This is a genomic window from Achromobacter sp. 1014246743 (genome assembly GCF_059760725.1).
This window is the reverse complement of record NZ_JCBANA010000037.1, coordinates 17952-32391: the sequence shown is the minus strand read 5'-3', so window position 1 is coordinate 32391 and position 14440 is coordinate 17952. Positions and strand designations below refer to the sequence as shown.

The following is a 14440-nucleotide window of genomic DNA, read 5'->3' as shown; positions in this document are numbered from 1 at the left end:
AGGGGTCGACGCAGCATTCTCAAGCGTGTTGGGCTATCACTTGAATCACACTTAGGTTCAGCGGCGCGTCTTCCCTGGTGGCCCAGTTGATGAAGCAGGAACCTTCCAGAAGGCTCAGCAGTAAAAACGCCTTTTCCTTGGCTCCGCTGCCCTGCGGAATTTCTCCAAGATTGATGCCCTCCTTCAGTATCCTGGCCAGCCAAGTCAACTGCATGTCAAAGAACCGATGCGTCAGCCGCTGCAGATTCGGCGGCAATGCAGACACCTCGGCCGCAAGCGCCCCGCAAAGAGGTAGCAGGCCGCCATCGGTACTGGACCTGAAAATTTGAAAAAAGCTCTCCAGACGGCCCATAACGTGGCGATGCTGAGTCTGTATCCGTTCGAGCTCGGTGCTTACGCGGGCAATGTAGGTCTCGACGATCACTTCGCCCAGGTCTTCCTTAGTGGGGAAATGATGGTGGATGCTCGCCTTGCGAATGCCTACCGCGTCAGCAAGATCAGCGTAGCTGAACGCGGTATAGCCTCGGGTACGCATTAGGGCTTCTGCGGTCTGAAGCAAAGCCTCTCGTGTGCCGGTAGCCATATCCTTGCCTTTTTCGGTCCTAGTATTTTTGAATTCTACCTACCAGTTGGTAGGCTGTCAACACATTGTGGGTGGAAAAACCACGTTCCGTCCCAGCGCCTGATGTGACCCGCAAATAATTCATAGCACACCAGCATTCTTTGAAGAGCTGCGCATTCTGCACATGATCCAATAGTTTCATCAGCGCAACAGATGCAGCGCGGTCCTGACGGCCGGCTTATGTCGCAGTTCGACAACCTGCGGCCAGGCGCGCCCACATCGGCGCCCGTACTTGCCAATGAAGCGCCTTTGATATTTGGATTCAGCGTTGGAGCAATCATGAAAGTACAGCCGGACCGCGCACGTCAATTCTGCACAAATGTCCTATTGGCCCTGGACACTCCAGAGTCGACTGCTCGCACCATCTCGTCTCACTTGGTGGAGGCGGACATGAAGAATGTGCGATCGCACGGAATGATTCGTCTCGTGCGCTATGCCGAGCAGATTGAAAGCGGCTACATCGACAACAAGGCTCCGATAGATATTCGCCAGGTCGCGCCTGGGATGCTCCATATCGATGCAAACAGGAACTGGGGGATTGTTGCATTGGACGCCATGGTGCCCGAGCTTGAGAAAGTAGCCCGGGAAAATGGAGTCGCCGCCGGGGCGTTGGTCAACTGCGCGCATACCGGAAGAATCGGCGCGTTCAGCGAAGCACTGGCGCGCCGGTTCATGTGGGGCATGGTCTTCGGCGGCGGTGCGAATCGGCACCTGCACGAGGTCGCCCCGCATGGCGGCGCCAAAGGGGTGTTCGATACAAACCCGTACGCCTTTAGCTTGCCGATGACGAGAGACAGCATGGCAAGCGCTGACTTCGCCACCGCAGCAACGGCGCAGGGCAAGGTGCTGGTCTATCGCACGAATCAAAAGCCGTTGCCACCGGGCTGGATTATCGACAAGACCGGCAAGCCGTCCGTGAATCCTGAGGACTTGTATGACGGTGGCGCATTGCTGACGTCAGGAGAGCAGAAGGGATCAGCCATGGCACTTATTGCCGAACTATTCGGAGAGGCCGTCCTAGGCACTCCCCATGAACTTAACTGGTTCGTCATTGCTGTCGACCTGAGCCGCTTCACCGACCAATCGGCATATTTTTCGCAAGCGCTCTCTCTTCAGGCCAAGATCGAAGATTGCCCACCTGCCGCAGGCGTCGACAAAGTCCGATGGCCGGGTCAGCCTGAAGTCGAAAGCGAAACTACCGCTTCGAGCGATGGCATTGAGTACTCATCGTTAGAACTTGATCGGCTGGCAACGCTCGGAAGCCGACTCAACATCGTGTTGTGAGTGTCGTTGTTCCAACCTGGTGCATGCACCAGGACTACCTGCGGTGACGCAGATAAACAGGGGAAAAATATGAAATCCATCAACAAGAAACTCGTTGGCTTCGCCCTCGCGACGCTTATGGTTGGCCCCGTCTCGTACGCACAGTCTGCCGACACTCTTTCCAAAGCCAAGACGGCTGGTTTCATCGTGCTTGGGGTAAAGGAAAACACAATACCCATGACCTACCGAGTGGGGAGCGGATACACGGGCATGCAGACGGAGCTGTGCGAAAAGTTCGTAGCCAGCGCGTTGCCCGGTGTAAAGGTCCGCTATATGAGCGTCACCGCGCAGAACCGCATCCCTCTTCTTCAGAACGGCACCGTCGACATCGTGTGCGATGCGGCCACGAACACCGAAGCGCGAGGGGAACAGGTGGCATTCTCCTACACGGACTACGTATCACTTGTCCGATACGCAGTTAAAAAGGAATCGGGCATCAAGGCCGTCGAAGATCTCAAGGGTAAGACCGTCGCAACGTCGGTTGGCACTACCGTCGTGCAAAACCTTCGAGCGCTTAATAGCAGCAGGAACCTCGACATGAACCTGGTGTTGACCAAAGACCACGCCGAAGGGTTTCTGTTGTTGCAGTCCGGGCGTGCGGACGCGTACGTGATGGACGACAACACCTTGGCCGGCAACATTGCGAACATGGCCAAGCCGGAACTGTACGAAATCGTCGGCAGTCCGCTCAGCACCGAACCCCTAGCCCTGATGGTTCGCAAGGATGACCCCGAAATCAAGAAGGCCCTGAACACTTATGTTGCTGCGTCGATGAAGTCCGGCGACATGGAGAAGCTCTACAACCGTTGGTTCATGAGCCCAATTCCGCCGCGCAACACCGCCATCAATCTTCCAATGAGTCCGGCTACGCGAGCGGCTTACGAACAACCCAACGATCGCCCTGCCGAATCTTACGTCGCCAAGTGATTTCAGCAATGAGATCCATGTAAAGGCAAGGTGAATCATGCAAGCGTGGCATTGGGAAGTATTTTTAAAAGACCCCGGCGGCAACTACGGATCGTATCTCCAATGGTTGCTTTCGGCTTGGGGTTGGACGATTTCCGTGGCGGTATGCGCCATGGGGATCGCGCTGGTGATCGGGACAATTGTGGGCATCTTGCGCAGCGTCCAGAATCGCTTGTGGGCCGGGGTGAGCCAGGCATGGATCGAACTATTCAGGAATATCCCGCTCATACTCCAGGTTTTCCTGTGGTACCAGGTCATGCCGGTTCTGGTTCCCGAGCTGCGCCGTACTTCCGGCTTTGTTCTCGTCATCGTTGCGCTCGGTCTGTACACATCATCGCGGATCGCGACCCAGGTTTTCTCCGGGATTCGCGCTGTGGCTGTTGGACAGAAGTCAGCGGCTACTGCATTGGGTTTGACGCAGCTCCAAAGCTACCGGTACGTCATCCTGCCGGTTTCATTTCGGGTCATTCTGCCCGTACTGACGACCGAGATGATGAGCGTGGTCAAGAACTCGTCTGTGGCGTTCGCGGTATCCGTTGGGGAACTGACGATGTTCGCGTTGCAGGCGCAAGAAGAAACGGCTCGAGGCACTGAAATCTACTTGGCCGTTACCGGGCTCTATGCACTCAGCGCAATCATCGTAAACCGGCTGATGCTCCTGATTCAGGCCAAAGTAGAAGTTCCTGGCGTGGCATCCGGGTCGCGTCGCATGAAGGAATCGCGATGCTAAACATCGATCTGAGCTTTTTTACCTGGCAGTACTTCAGCGAGTATGTGCTACCCGGCATCTATTTCAGCTTGGCGCTCACTGTGGTCGCCGCAATTGGCGGCCTGTTCTTCGGTGTCGTGCTGGCGCTAATGCGACTATCACCGTCAAGGCTCCTGGCTGGCATTGCCGGCACCTACGTCGACACGATGCGCAGCATCCCTCTTGTGATGGTGTTGCTGTGGTTTTTCCTTCTGGTGCCGCCAGCGGCGTTTGATTCGCTGGGCAGTTTCGCCTCTCAGCATCGATCAGAGGGATCGGCGTTCATCACATTCATCGCGTTCGAAGCCGCGTTGTACTGCGAAGTAATACGCGCGGGCATCCTTTCCGTTCCGGCGGGGCAGCGGCAGGCAGGACAAGCGCTGGGTATGTCGTACTTGAGAACGATGCAAGCGATTGTCTTGCCGCAGGCGCTCCGACGCATGTACCCCGTGCTATTGACACAGACGATCATCCTTTTCCAGGACACGTCACTTGTCTACGCGATCGGTGCGTACGACATGCTCAAGGGCTTCGAGACCGCGGGCAGCAACCTTGGGCGTCCTGTGGAAGCTTACATCGCAGCAGCCTTGATGTACTTCGTCATTTGCTTCTCATTTTCGCGCCTGGTGCAAAGACGCTTTTCCGCTGCCGGCGCGCCAGCCCCCGTTCGATCTATTTTTTCTCCGAAGCCGAAAAGCGTATGAATCACCAATATGTTCAAAGCGGGACTGTCGATCGCAAGGAGACGCCGCAAGGCGCCCGAGTCGCGTATAGCCGCAAACTAGAGTCTTGCCTAAGCCTCGATGACTTTGAGCTCGCGGCAAAACGACATCTGCCTACGCCCTTCTACCAGTATGTCTCCGGAGGCACCGAAACGAACCAGTCGCTACGCTCGAACCGTTCCGTCTTTTCGGACTTCGAACTGGTGCCTCGGTTTATGGTCGGCGTGGACAACGTCGACACCAGCGTAGATCTGCTCGGCCATCGGTATAGCCTTCCATTCGGCATCGCACCCATGGGAGTAGCTGCGCTTTGGGCCTATAGGGGCGACACGGTTCTGGCTTCGGCCGCTGCCGTCGAGAACATCCCGATGATGCTTAGCGGTGCTTCGCTCATACCATTAGAAGACGTGCGGCAGGCTAACCAGCGCGCGTGGTTCCAGATGTTCTTCCCAAGTGAGGATGCGGGGATCGTGGCCCTCACCGAGCGCGTCAGGGCCGCTGGCTACGAAACGCTGGTCATCACCGTGGATTGTCCCGTGAATGGAAACCGCGAGAACAATGCACGTGCGGGCTTTTCAACGCCTGTACGCCCAAGTCTACGCCTGGCATGGCAAGGAATTACCCATCCGCGTTGGACGGCTGGTACGTTTCTTCGTACGCTTTTCACACACGGGATGCCGCATTTCGAGAACAACCACGCTCATCGCGGCGTGCCAATTTTCTCTGCCTCCGCACAGCGAGACCTGAGCGCCGCCGCGCACGCTGATTGGAGGCAGGTCAAATTGGTACGCGAGCTGTGGAAGGGCAAACTAATCATCAAGGGACTTTTGGATCCTCGCGATGCGGCGATGGCGGCCGCCTGCGGAGCGGACGGCGTCGTCGTTTCCAACCACGGGGGCCGTCAACTGGACGGCGCCGCAGCTCCGCTGCGGGTGCTTCCCGGCATCGTCGCAGCTTGTCCCGGTATCCCGGTCATGCTGGATAGCGGAGTCCGCAGAGGCACTGACGTAATCAAAGCACTCGCGCTTGGCGCAAAGTTTGTGTTCGTTGGCCGTCCCTTTGCCTATGCCGCGTCTGTGGGTGGGCGGGAAGGTGTGCTTCGCGCCATCCAACTTCTAAAAGAAGAAGTCCAACGTGATATGGCGCTTGCTGGCCGCCGGTCTGTCGGTGACATCGACAAATCGGTACTGTATCCGCTACGTGGCTACAGCCATCAAGTTTGATCGACATTTGGAATGAGATCTACCCTGCTATGACGACGGTTATCGGCATTGAAAACGTATCGAAGTGGTATGGCACTACGCGGGTGCTAAATGGTTGCTCCACCACTATCGAAAAAGGCGAAGTGGTGGTGGTATGCGGCCCGTCCGGTTCGGGAAAGTCGACGTTGATCAAGACGATCAACGCGCTGGAGCCTATTCAAGAAGGCACGATCACGGTCTGTGGCGTCAGTCTGCAGAACTCGTCAACGGACCTTTCCGCACTACGCTCGAAGGTGGGCATGGTGTTTCAGAACTTTGAACTTTTCCCCCATTTGACGGTGGTGGAGAACCTGACCCTGGCTCAGGAAAAGGTGCTTAAGCGCGATAACGCCACTGCGACCACGCGCGGGCTGAAGATGCTTGATCGCGTCGGACTCATCCAGCACAAGGACAAGTACCCCAGCCAGTTGTCCGGCGGTCAACAACAACGCGTGGCCATAGCTCGTGCACTGAGCATGGACCCCGTGGTGATGCTCTTCGATGAACCCACCTCCGCCCTAGATCCGGAAATGGTCAACGAGGTTCTCGATGTGATGGTCTCCCTTGCACAGGAAGGGATGACAATGGTGGTCGTCACCCACGAAATGGGGTTCGCACGGCGAGTTGCCGATCGGATAATCTTTATGGATGTCGGCGGCATGATCCTGGAAGACTGCAGTAAGGGCGATTTTTTCAGTTCGACAGGAACCCGCAACAAAAGGGTAAGCCTGTTCCTTGAACAAATCTTGCCTCACTAAAGCCGACACGCGAGTGCTCGGTACGGCTATGAAGTTGGCACACCGCCCCGGCCACTGCTGAAAGATAAATATCTTTGGTTTGAGCCGGAGCGCTTCCATGAAGAGCGGCTCGAGCGTAGAGTGGTCCAATGACCACTTTTCCAATTCGTTTTGCAGCTTGGAGTGCAACGAATGATCCAATACCTGCAGACGTTCGTGGCGGTGGCCCGACTCGGAAGTTTTTCAGCAGCAGGCGACCGACTCGGATTGTCACAGTCCGCGGTCAGCACGCAGATGCGCAAGCTCGAAGAGTCAATTGGCAACGAGCTCTTTGACCGGCAACGACGAGGCACCGTCCTGACTCACGCGGGCCGCCGTGCTCTTACCGTTGCCGAACGCATAGTTGGTCTCTACGACGACATGCGAAATGGTCTTGAGGACGCATTGCTAAGCGGTACCTTGCGAGCGGGCTCGATCATGACGGGACTGCTAGGAGAGGTCATAGACGCTGTGGTGGAGTTTCGAAAGCGTTATCCCAACACAGACGTCCATCTGACCCCCGGCTCATCGGCGGAGCTTTTGGCAATGGTCGAAAAGCACATTCTTGACTGCGCGCTCATCGTAAAGCCGCCCTTTCCGGTGCACGGCTTACTCTCATGGCGCCCCGTGCGGAATGAACCCTATGTTCTGTGGGTGCCTCAGTGGAGAAAGGACAGTGATGTAGGCGAACTGTTGGCAACACAGCCGTTCATTCGCTATGACCGCCGATCACATGGCGGCGCGTCAATCGATCATTTTCTTAAACAGCGCAAGCACTCCGTCAAGGAATTCATGGAAGTGGATTCGGTGGAAACCATTGCGATGCTAGTGGCTAGAGGGCTGGGCGTCGCCATTCTTCCGAGCACGCCTTCGCTAAAAAAGCTTGGGCTTGAGATCAGGGAAATATCCTTAGGCGAGCATACGTTCTTCCGCCAAATTGGTCTGATCGAACGCCTAGACAACCCACGCGCTCATCTCAATAATGAGTTTTTCGACTCGCTACTGGCCACAAGTCCCGAATAACGGCGTCCAACGAAGTTCGCCGCATCTCCCGCCTGTGCTTTGCGAAAGGCTCACAGGGTATTCTTGCACCTACGGATAACGTGCCTCGACATGAAGTTCTTCCGCCGCGCCTGGCCGTTCGAATTGTGTCCGGCTGCCAATCGCGAACGATAGCTATAAAGAACTAACTTCCGCTTAACAAAATTGATTAAGACGAACCGGCGGCTGCCAAGGGCAGCGTCAGGCGGCACGCCAACCCACCATCGGGTGCGGGCAGCAGTTGCAGCAGGCCGCCATGCTGTTTGGCGATCGCAGCCACGATGGAGAGACCCAGCCCGCTGCCTGATGTGTGTCGGACACCACGCCAGAATGGCTCCACGGCTCGCTCGCACTGATCTGCGCTGAGGCCGGGTCCGCGGTCGCGCACAGAAATCTCGAGCGAGGAGGCAGAAGGCTTCAAGGTCACGTCGATCGTCTGGTCGGCCGGCGAGTAGGCCAGCGCATTGTCCAGCAGATTGCGCACGGCGCTGACCAGCAATGTGTCGGAAAGTGCGACGTGTATCGATTCGGACGGTGAGGCTAGCGTGATACGTGCGGTCGGAAGAGCTTTGATCAGCGGCTTCAGGACCACCACCGCATCGCAATGCAGGCCGTCTCCGAATACCTGTTCCGTACTGTTTTCCACGCGGGCGAGCAGGAGCAGTTGCTCCAGCAGGCGCTCCAACCGCGCTGTGCCCAGTAGTGCGTGATCCAGCGACTGGCGCCACAGTGCCGATTCCGTGGGTGCTGGCAAACGGGCCAGCACCTGCAGGTGGGTCTTGACGGCCGTCACCGGCGTGCGCATCTCGTGGGCGGCGTTGTCTGAAAAGCGGCGTTCGCGCTCAAGCGCCTGTTCCATGCTTCGCAGCAATTGGGTGATTGTTTGAGCGAACGGCCGCAGCTCCTTGGGAATGCGCCGATAACGCAATTGCAGCTCGGCCAGCGGCCTGCCCTGCGCGAGCGAGCGGCGCAACCACTCCATCGGAGCCAGCCCGCGACCGATACCTAGCCATAGCAGCAAAAGGCCTGCCAGCAAACCCGCCGCCAACGGCACCAACGCGGTCAATGCGATTTCGGTGCGTAGCGCAGTCCGCATGTCCATCCGGTCTGCGGTGGCAACGCGTAAGTCGCCCTCCTCCATTACATACGTGCGCCAAGCGACACCATGCTGGATGAGCGAACCAAAGCCGGCCGAAGCATCGCGCAACTCCGGCCCGCCATCCACGCGGGCGATCGTTCGCGAAAGGACTTCCCCGCGCCACTGGCTGACTTCGCAAGCCACGCCATCGCGCGCGAGGACGTCCAATGGGCCTTCGGGCATGCCGAAAGGGGCGCCCGCACCCACAGGTATTTGCGAAATCAGCCGGGCAACCATGGATGCGGAAGATGCCAGTCGCGCATCAAGCGCGTCATCGACCTTGGTCGTGGCGCGCTCGAACATCCAGAGCGTCATCATGCCGCCCAATAGGATCCAGACGCCTCCCAGGAGCAGCAGCAGTCGAATGCGCAGACTCACGGGAGCTGGCTTCCCAGCCGGTACCCGAGACCGCGCACGGTCTCGATCACGTTCATCCCGAGCTTGCGCCGTAGCTTGTGGATATGGACATTGACGGCGTTGCTTTCCGCACGGTCACCCGATCTATAAAGGTTATCGCGCAGTTGATCCGCGGTCAGAACTCGTCCCGGGTGCTGCAGCAACACCTTGAGCAACCCAAGCTCGCGCCGCGACAGCGTGACCGGCTGCCCTTCGAGGCGGACCTCGTCGGAAGATAAATTGACCGTGAGCGGGCCGTGCTGGATGTGGTCGGCGCTGTAGCCGGCCGCACGCCGCATTATCGCCTGCAGGCGCGCAGCCAACTCGTCTAGATCGAAGGGTTTGAGCTGGTAATCGTCGGCGCCGTTCCGGAGAGCATCCACACGTTGCGTCACGCTGTCGCGCGCCGTGAGCACGAGGATCGGAAGATGTTCGCGCCGTGCCCGCCATCGCGCAAGTAGCGACATGCCATCTCCATCCGGCAGGCCCAGATCCAGCACGCAGGCACTCGGGTGGGACGTGCGAAGCGCGAGGTCGGCCTGGCCCAGCGTGCACACGCTATCCACGATGAAGCCGTGCAGGCCGAGCCCAACCTCGATCCCTGCCGCCACGGATGCGTCGTCCTCAACCAACAAGATTCGCACGATTGATCCTTCCAGCCAAAACACGCATAATTATTTTAAATAATAAGCTTATTTCCTAAGGTAATTTAGCATGGCGACTGCGTTATGGCTTGGCTTGTGCATAGGTGCCTCCCTTGGGCTCACCGGCGCCGGGGGAGGCATTCTCGCGGTGCCAGCTCTCATGTTCGGACTGCATATGTCTTTGGCGCAAGCTGCGCCAGTGGCTCTGATCGCCGTGGGCGCGGCCTCGGCCGTGGGCGCCATCCAGGGCCTGCGTAGCGGCCTGGTGCGCTACAAGGCCGCACTCCTGATGGCAATCACCGGCGCCATCACCGCACCACTGGGGCTAGCGCTGGCGCGACAGATTCCTGCCTCGTGGCTCAGCCTGGGGTTCGCAGCCGTCATGATGCTCGTGGCCGTACGCATGGCACGCCAGTCACGTCCCGCGAGTGCCGCTCTGGCGCCAGCGGCCGATCGCACCAAGGCCTGCCGTCTTTCCGCCGAGACCGGCCGGTTCATCTGGACCGGCCGCACCGCGGCCACGTTGGGGTCGATAGGGGCCGTGGCGGGCATCTGCACCGGCATGTTGGGCGTGGGTGGAGGCTTCATCATCGTGCCGGCGCTCACGTATTTCAGCAACGCCCGCATGCACAACATCGTGTCCACCTCCTTGATGGTCATCGCCTTGGTCTCAGCAGTCACGGTGGGCTCCGCTGTGATGCGTGGCCTTTCCTTGACCGACGCGCAATGGCTGTTCATCGCTGCCGCGACCGTGGGCATGATGCTCGGCCGGATGGCGGCACCGCTCGTGCCACAACCGGTGTTACAGCGGGTGTTCGCCGCTGTGTGCGTCGCCGTCGCTGGCGTTCTCGTCCTGCGCACTTGATCCTCCCCCATGGCGCTCGCCCGTGCTTGCGCCGATCCCTTCTGGACCTCTCTCATGAATGTACTGATCCACGCACCCACGTCCGCCGCGCTTGAGCGTGCGCGCAACAATGTGCTCAATCTACGCAAGGCTCGACCCGACGCGCAGATCCGTCTGGTGCTTAACGGCTCGGCGGTTGCCGCCGCGCTCGACGGCGAATCTCATGACGCGGACGCTGTCACGTGGCTGTGTCCTAACACCCTGGCGCGCACCGAGCGCGTGGCACGAGAGCCGATGGCGGTGTTGTCCGAAGCGGCCATCGTTCTGCTGGCTCAATGGCAAAGCGAAGGTTGGTCATACGTCCGCGCCTGACCCCGCAGTGTTAATGCTCTGATAATCCGCGCGCTGCACTATCTGGTACATGACGAAATCACGCGTTATCCGGGCGCTCGCGCGCCGATGGCTTCCTTGGCTTGCGGTTCTAACTTTGGCCACGTTCGCGACATCGGCCTTCTCGCAGAACGAATTTCTCGACCCTGAAGAGGCGTTCCGTCTGGAGTCGTCGCGCGGCGCGGGGGACGAAGTCGTGCTGAACTGGCAGATTGCCGAAGGCTATTACCTTTATCGCGAGCGTATCGAAGCACAGCGCATGCCGCAGGCAACGTCGGCTTCCCTGCAAACGCCGCCAGGCGAAAGCAAGGACGACCCAAATTTCGGCGTGATGGAGGTCTACCACGGCCAGGCTCGAGCAGTGCTCGCACCCGCAGGGAACGGCATCTTGCGTGTCACTTGGCAAGGCTGCGCGGATGCCGGTCTCTGCTATCCCCCTCAGACGCGCGACATCGACATAAGCCGCCTATCGGCGACTAGCGGCACTAGCCCGGCCCCCGCGCTGGACGCGAACAGCGATGTGAGCATCCGGCATGCGCTCGACAACCATAGTCTGGGCTGGAGCCTGGCAGTTTTTCTTGTGTTGGGCCTGGGGCTGGCTTTCACGCCCTGCGTGCTGCCGATGCTGCCCATCGTCTCCTCCCTGGTCGTCGGCGCGCGGGCGTCCCCAAGGCGTGGCTTGATACTGAGCTTGGCCTTTGTCCTTCCCATGGCCGCCACGTATGCCGCCATGGGAGTGGCGGCGGCGTTGGCCGGTGCCAGCCTTCAAGCCTCCTTGCAAAACCCCTACATGCTTGGCCTGCTGGGGACGGTGTTCGTCACGCTCGCCTTCGCCATGTTTGGCTTCTACAACCTGCAACTGCCCGCGTCGTTGCGCGATAGACTGGATCGAGCGGGCCGGCGTCAACAAGGCGGTACCTTGTTGAGTTCGGCGGTGATGGGGATAGTTTCTGCATTGCTCGTCGGCCCCTGCATGACGGCGCCGCTGGCTGGCACGCTGCTGTACATCGCCGAAAGCGGAGACCTCGTACGTGGTGCGGCGATTCTTTTTGCGCTGGGCTTAGGAATGGGATTGCCAATGCTCGCCGTCGGCGCCTTGGGCCCGCGTCTCCTGCCCCGCCCTGGCCTGTGGATGGAGCGTGTGAAAGCGGTATTCGGGTTCCTGTTGCTCGGCACCGCGGTACTGATGCTGGAACGCATACTTCCGCCTCCGGTGAGCCTGGCCCTGTGGGGTGGCCTGGCCATTGCGATCGCCAGTGCTCTTGCCATCTGGGCCTGGCAAGCACGGACATCAGCAGCCTATCTGGCACTGTTGCTCAGCGTTTCGATTCCCATGATGACCTGGGGACTCGCCATGCAACTGGGGGCCGCGGCGGGGCAGGCCGACCCCGTGCGTCCGTTGGCGTTCCTGGTGGCCGGCAACGTGAATACCCCTGGCACACCTGCCGAAACCGATGGCTTCATCACCGTGGATGCACCGGATGCCATGGCGGCGGCGCTCAGCAGCGCGCAAGCTGCGGGCAAACCCGTCTTCCTCGACTTCTCGGCGCAATGGTGCGTGTCCTGCAAGAAAATTGAACGGGAGGTCTATCCCCTACCCGAGGTCCGCGCAGCGCTATCGTCGTTCGAGCTAATTCGCATGGACCTAACCCGCAGCACGCCGGACCAATTGGCGCTACTGCGCCAGCTACAAGTGCCCGGGCCGCCGAGTGCCTTGTTCTTCGGCGCCGATGGACGCGAGCGGCGTGCGCAGCGGCTGACCGGCGAGTTTGACGCCTCGGCGTTGCTCCGCCAGCAGCGTCTCGCGCTGGAGGCGCCATGAGCGGCATGCTTTCTGTAGGACCGTTAGTGTTGCCCTTGACACTGGTGGCGTTCATCGCAAGCGTACTGATGGGTCAAGGGGTGGCGGCATGGTTAGCTATGCGGCGCGACCCCGACACGCAACTTCCGATGGGCCGGGTGTTGTTAACTGGCATCCTGGCCTCGCGCGCAGCATTTGTCGCTCAGCAGTTCGACGCGTACTCCGCCGATCCCGTCTCGATCCTTGACATTCGCGACGGCGGCTGGAATGCCACCGCCGGTTTTGCCGCGGCATGGGCCTACGCCGTATGGCTGAGCGGGCATCGCAGCAGTTGGAAGGCACCCATGCTGACAGGAATCGCGGTGGCAACGCTGGTCTGGGCGGGAGCTCACTGGGTGGCTGCAGCCACCGGATCGGGCGAACCGCGCGCGTCCCTGCCCGAAACCACGTTCCGAACGCTGGAGGGAGAGCCGAGATCGCTGCAAGCCTTTCAAGGCAAGCCGGTCGTGCTCAATCTCTGGGCCAGCTGGTGCCCGCCCTGCAGGCGCGAAATGCCAGTTTTCGCCCAAGCGCAGGCCGCCCATCCGGAGATCACATTTGTTTTCCTGAATCAAGGCGAGCGCACCGCGGTAGTGCAGCAGTTTCTCGCACAGCAGGGTCTGGCGCTGGAAAACGTCCTCCTCGACGTCGACACCCAGGCCGCCACCGTGTTCGGTCATCGCGCATTACCCGCCACCTTGTTCTTCGACGCTTTCGGCCGGCACGTCGACACCCGGCAGGGAGAACTCTCACGAGCCACGCTCGCACAGCGCCTTGCGCTCATAAGCCACGCCCCTGCTCCTCACACCTCTAAGGAAATGCTCCCTTGACTGACTCGCTTCCGCTTACCGCTCGTACCGGATCGTTCCCACGCAGCTTCGGCGCTTCAGTGATCGCGGCATTGATGCTGTCGCTTAATTCTCCCGCTTCCGCCTCCGATCTCCCTCACGCGTTGCGGGCGTTGCAGGCCGAAGGTCTGGAGGTTCTAGGCCCTTTACAGACTCCCGCAGGGGTCCAGGGTTGGGCGGCGCGGGCGGGCAACCGTCCTGTCGCGCTCTACGCCGTGCCCGGGGGCCAATACGTGATCGCGGGCACGCTACTCGACAAGGACGGCAACGATCTGACTCGCGGTCCACTGCAATCGGCAACGGCCCCGGCCATATCTAGCGACGTCTGGAAGCAGCTGGAAAGTTCGACATGGCTGGCCGACGGCAAGCCAGATGCAGGCCGCACCGTCTATGTCTTTACGGATCCCAATTGCCCGTACTGCGCCAAGTCCTGGGCGGACGCTCGACCCTGGGTCGACGCGGGACATGTGCAATTGCGTCACGTCGTAGTCGGAATGTTGACGCCGACAAGCCCCGGCATGGCGGCCGCCTTGTTGTCAGCTCAGGATCCAGCAAAGGCCTTGCACGATTACGAGGCCAGGCAGTCGGCTGGCGTGGCAGCGCAGATGGCAACGGGGCGACTCCGACCGGTCAACGATGAGATGCTTAAACCACTGGACCCCATCCCGTCGGAAATCGAGGGGAAGCTATTGGCCAATATGGCGCTCATGCAGGCGCTGTCACTGCGAGCGACGCCTGCCTTCGTGTGGCGCGACGCGAATGGCGAGGTACATCAGCGCACAGGTATGCCGCCTAGCGAAATCGAGAAGGTGCTGGGCAAACGACCGTGACCGATATCAATCACGTCTCGTGCCCGTCGCTGGCGCCGGGCCATAATGAGGCGAGCTGAATGAAGATGCTT

15 protein-coding genes are annotated in these 14440 nt (G+C 59.8%); 12 read left to right on the top strand and 3 right to left on the bottom strand.

The window, feature by feature from the left end:
* Window positions 1-19 precede the first annotated feature (19 nt).
* The gene (locus AC6LJ2_RS16865) at window positions 20-583 is read right to left on the bottom strand and encodes a TetR/AcrR family transcriptional regulator (RefSeq protein WP_498151779.1); all 564 of its coding nucleotides are present in this window, start codon (window positions 581-583) and stop codon (window positions 20-22) included.
* Between the two features lie 219 nt (window positions 584-802).
* Between AC6LJ2_RS16865 and AC6LJ2_RS16860 the strand changes: the two genes are divergently transcribed.
* From AC6LJ2_RS16860 to AC6LJ2_RS16830, 7 genes are all read left to right on the top strand, one after another.
* Window positions 803-1906, top strand: a complete 1104-nt coding sequence (locus AC6LJ2_RS16860) for an Ldh family oxidoreductase (RefSeq protein ID WP_498151778.1) — start codon at window positions 803-805, stop codon at window positions 1904-1906.
* Window positions 1907-1975: 69 nt separating this feature from the next.
* Window positions 1976-2872 (top strand): transporter substrate-binding domain-containing protein, encoded by an 897-nt coding sequence (locus AC6LJ2_RS16855; protein WP_054457930.1) that lies wholly within the window; start codon window positions 1976-1978, stop codon window positions 2870-2872.
* A gap of 37 nt (window positions 2873-2909) precedes the next feature.
* Complete coding sequence (locus AC6LJ2_RS16850; protein ID WP_054457931.1) at window positions 2910-3641, top strand: amino acid ABC transporter permease; 732 nt, start codon at window positions 2910-2912, stop codon at window positions 3639-3641.
* Entirely contained in the window at window positions 3635-4363 is a 729-nt protein-coding gene (locus AC6LJ2_RS16845; RefSeq protein WP_082401264.1) for an amino acid ABC transporter permease, read from the top strand. The genes AC6LJ2_RS16850 and AC6LJ2_RS16845 overlap by 7 nt, the downstream gene beginning before the upstream one ends.
* Window positions 4360-5604 carry an alpha-hydroxy acid oxidase gene (locus AC6LJ2_RS16840; RefSeq protein WP_054457932.1) on the top strand — a complete coding sequence of 415 codons (1245 nt, stop codon included), beginning with the start codon at window positions 4360-4362 and terminating at the stop codon, window positions 5602-5604. The genes AC6LJ2_RS16845 and AC6LJ2_RS16840 overlap by 4 nt, the downstream gene beginning before the upstream one ends.
* 29 nt (window positions 5605-5633) lie before the next feature.
* Complete coding sequence (locus AC6LJ2_RS16835; protein ID WP_054457933.1) at window positions 5634-6380, top strand: amino acid ABC transporter ATP-binding protein; 747 nt, start codon at window positions 5634-5636, stop codon at window positions 6378-6380.
* Between the two features lie 171 nt (window positions 6381-6551).
* Complete coding sequence (locus AC6LJ2_RS16830) at window positions 6552-7421, top strand: LysR family transcriptional regulator (RefSeq protein WP_054457934.1); 870 nt, start codon at window positions 6552-6554, stop codon at window positions 7419-7421.
* A 187-nt stretch (window positions 7422-7608) separates the two neighbouring features.
* Here the strand turns inward: AC6LJ2_RS16830 and AC6LJ2_RS16825 are convergent, their stop codons facing one another.
* Together AC6LJ2_RS16825 and AC6LJ2_RS16820 are read right to left on the bottom strand one after the other, a co-directional pair.
* Window positions 7609-8955, bottom strand: coding sequence for a sensor histidine kinase (locus AC6LJ2_RS16825; RefSeq protein WP_054457935.1), 1347 nt, complete (start codon window positions 8953-8955; stop codon window positions 7609-7611).
* Window positions 8952-9617, bottom strand: coding sequence for a winged helix-turn-helix domain-containing protein (locus AC6LJ2_RS16820; RefSeq protein WP_054457961.1), 666 nt, complete (start codon window positions 9615-9617; stop codon window positions 8952-8954). The genes AC6LJ2_RS16825 and AC6LJ2_RS16820 overlap by 4 nt, the downstream gene beginning before the upstream one ends.
* A gap of 70 nt (window positions 9618-9687) precedes the next feature.
* Between AC6LJ2_RS16820 and AC6LJ2_RS16815 the strand changes: the two genes are divergently transcribed.
* The 5 genes from AC6LJ2_RS16815 to dsbG are packed head-to-tail and all read left to right on the top strand — an operon-like array spanning window position 9688 to window position 14369.
* The gene (locus AC6LJ2_RS16815; protein ID WP_054457936.1) at window positions 9688-10482 is read left to right on the top strand and encodes a sulfite exporter TauE/SafE family protein; all 795 of its coding nucleotides are present in this window, start codon (window positions 9688-9690) and stop codon (window positions 10480-10482) included.
* A 54-nt stretch (window positions 10483-10536) separates the two neighbouring features.
* Complete coding sequence (locus AC6LJ2_RS16810; RefSeq protein WP_054457962.1) at window positions 10537-10833, top strand: DsrE family protein; 297 nt, start codon at window positions 10537-10539, stop codon at window positions 10831-10833.
* A gap of 49 nt (window positions 10834-10882) precedes the next feature.
* Entirely contained in the window at window positions 10883-12673 is a 1791-nt protein-coding gene (gene dsbD / locus AC6LJ2_RS16805) for a protein-disulfide reductase DsbD (protein WP_054457937.1), read from the top strand.
* Complete coding sequence (locus tag AC6LJ2_RS16800) at window positions 12670-13521, top strand: TlpA family protein disulfide reductase (protein WP_054457938.1); 852 nt, start codon at window positions 12670-12672, stop codon at window positions 13519-13521. The genes dsbD and AC6LJ2_RS16800 overlap by 4 nt, the downstream gene beginning before the upstream one ends.
* On the top strand, window positions 13518-14369 hold the full coding sequence (gene dsbG / locus AC6LJ2_RS16795; RefSeq protein WP_054457939.1) for a thiol:disulfide interchange protein DsbG: 852 nt from the start codon (window positions 13518-13520) through the stop codon (window positions 14367-14369). Before AC6LJ2_RS16800 ends, dsbG begins: the two co-directional genes overlap by 4 nt.
* The last annotated feature ends 71 nt before the right edge of the window (window positions 14370-14440 follow it).

Excerpts from the sequence above, each read along its gene's own strand:
- AC6LJ2_RS16865 (WP_498151779.1), bottom strand. The coding sequence starts at position 583 with ATGGCTACCGGCACACGAGAGGCTTTGCTTCAGACCGCAGAAGCCCTA.
- AC6LJ2_RS16860 (WP_498151778.1), top strand. The coding sequence starts at position 803 with ATGTCGCAGTTCGACAACCTGCGGCCAGGCGCGCCCACATCGGCGCCC.
- AC6LJ2_RS16855 (WP_054457930.1), top strand. The coding sequence starts at position 1,976 with ATGAAATCCATCAACAAGAAACTCGTTGGCTTCGCCCTCGCGACGCTT.
- AC6LJ2_RS16850 (WP_054457931.1), top strand. The coding sequence starts at position 2,910 with ATGCAAGCGTGGCATTGGGAAGTATTTTTAAAAGACCCCGGCGGCAAC.
- AC6LJ2_RS16845 (WP_082401264.1), top strand. The coding sequence starts at position 3,635 with ATGCTAAACATCGATCTGAGCTTTTTTACCTGGCAGTACTTCAGCGAG.
- AC6LJ2_RS16840 (WP_054457932.1), top strand. The coding sequence starts at position 4,360 with ATGAATCACCAATATGTTCAAAGCGGGACTGTCGATCGCAAGGAGACG.
- AC6LJ2_RS16835 (WP_054457933.1), top strand. The coding sequence starts at position 5,634 with ATGACGACGGTTATCGGCATTGAAAACGTATCGAAGTGGTATGGCACT.
- AC6LJ2_RS16830 (WP_054457934.1), top strand. The coding sequence starts at position 6,552 with ATGATCCAATACCTGCAGACGTTCGTGGCGGTGGCCCGACTCGGAAGT.
- AC6LJ2_RS16815 (WP_054457936.1), top strand. The coding sequence starts at position 9,688 with ATGGCGACTGCGTTATGGCTTGGCTTGTGCATAGGTGCCTCCCTTGGG.
- AC6LJ2_RS16810 (WP_054457962.1), top strand. The coding sequence starts at position 10,537 with ATGAATGTACTGATCCACGCACCCACGTCCGCCGCGCTTGAGCGTGCG.
- dsbD (WP_054457937.1), top strand. The coding sequence starts at position 10,883 with ATGACGAAATCACGCGTTATCCGGGCGCTCGCGCGCCGATGGCTTCCT.
- AC6LJ2_RS16800 (WP_054457938.1), top strand. The coding sequence starts at position 12,670 with ATGAGCGGCATGCTTTCTGTAGGACCGTTAGTGTTGCCCTTGACACTG.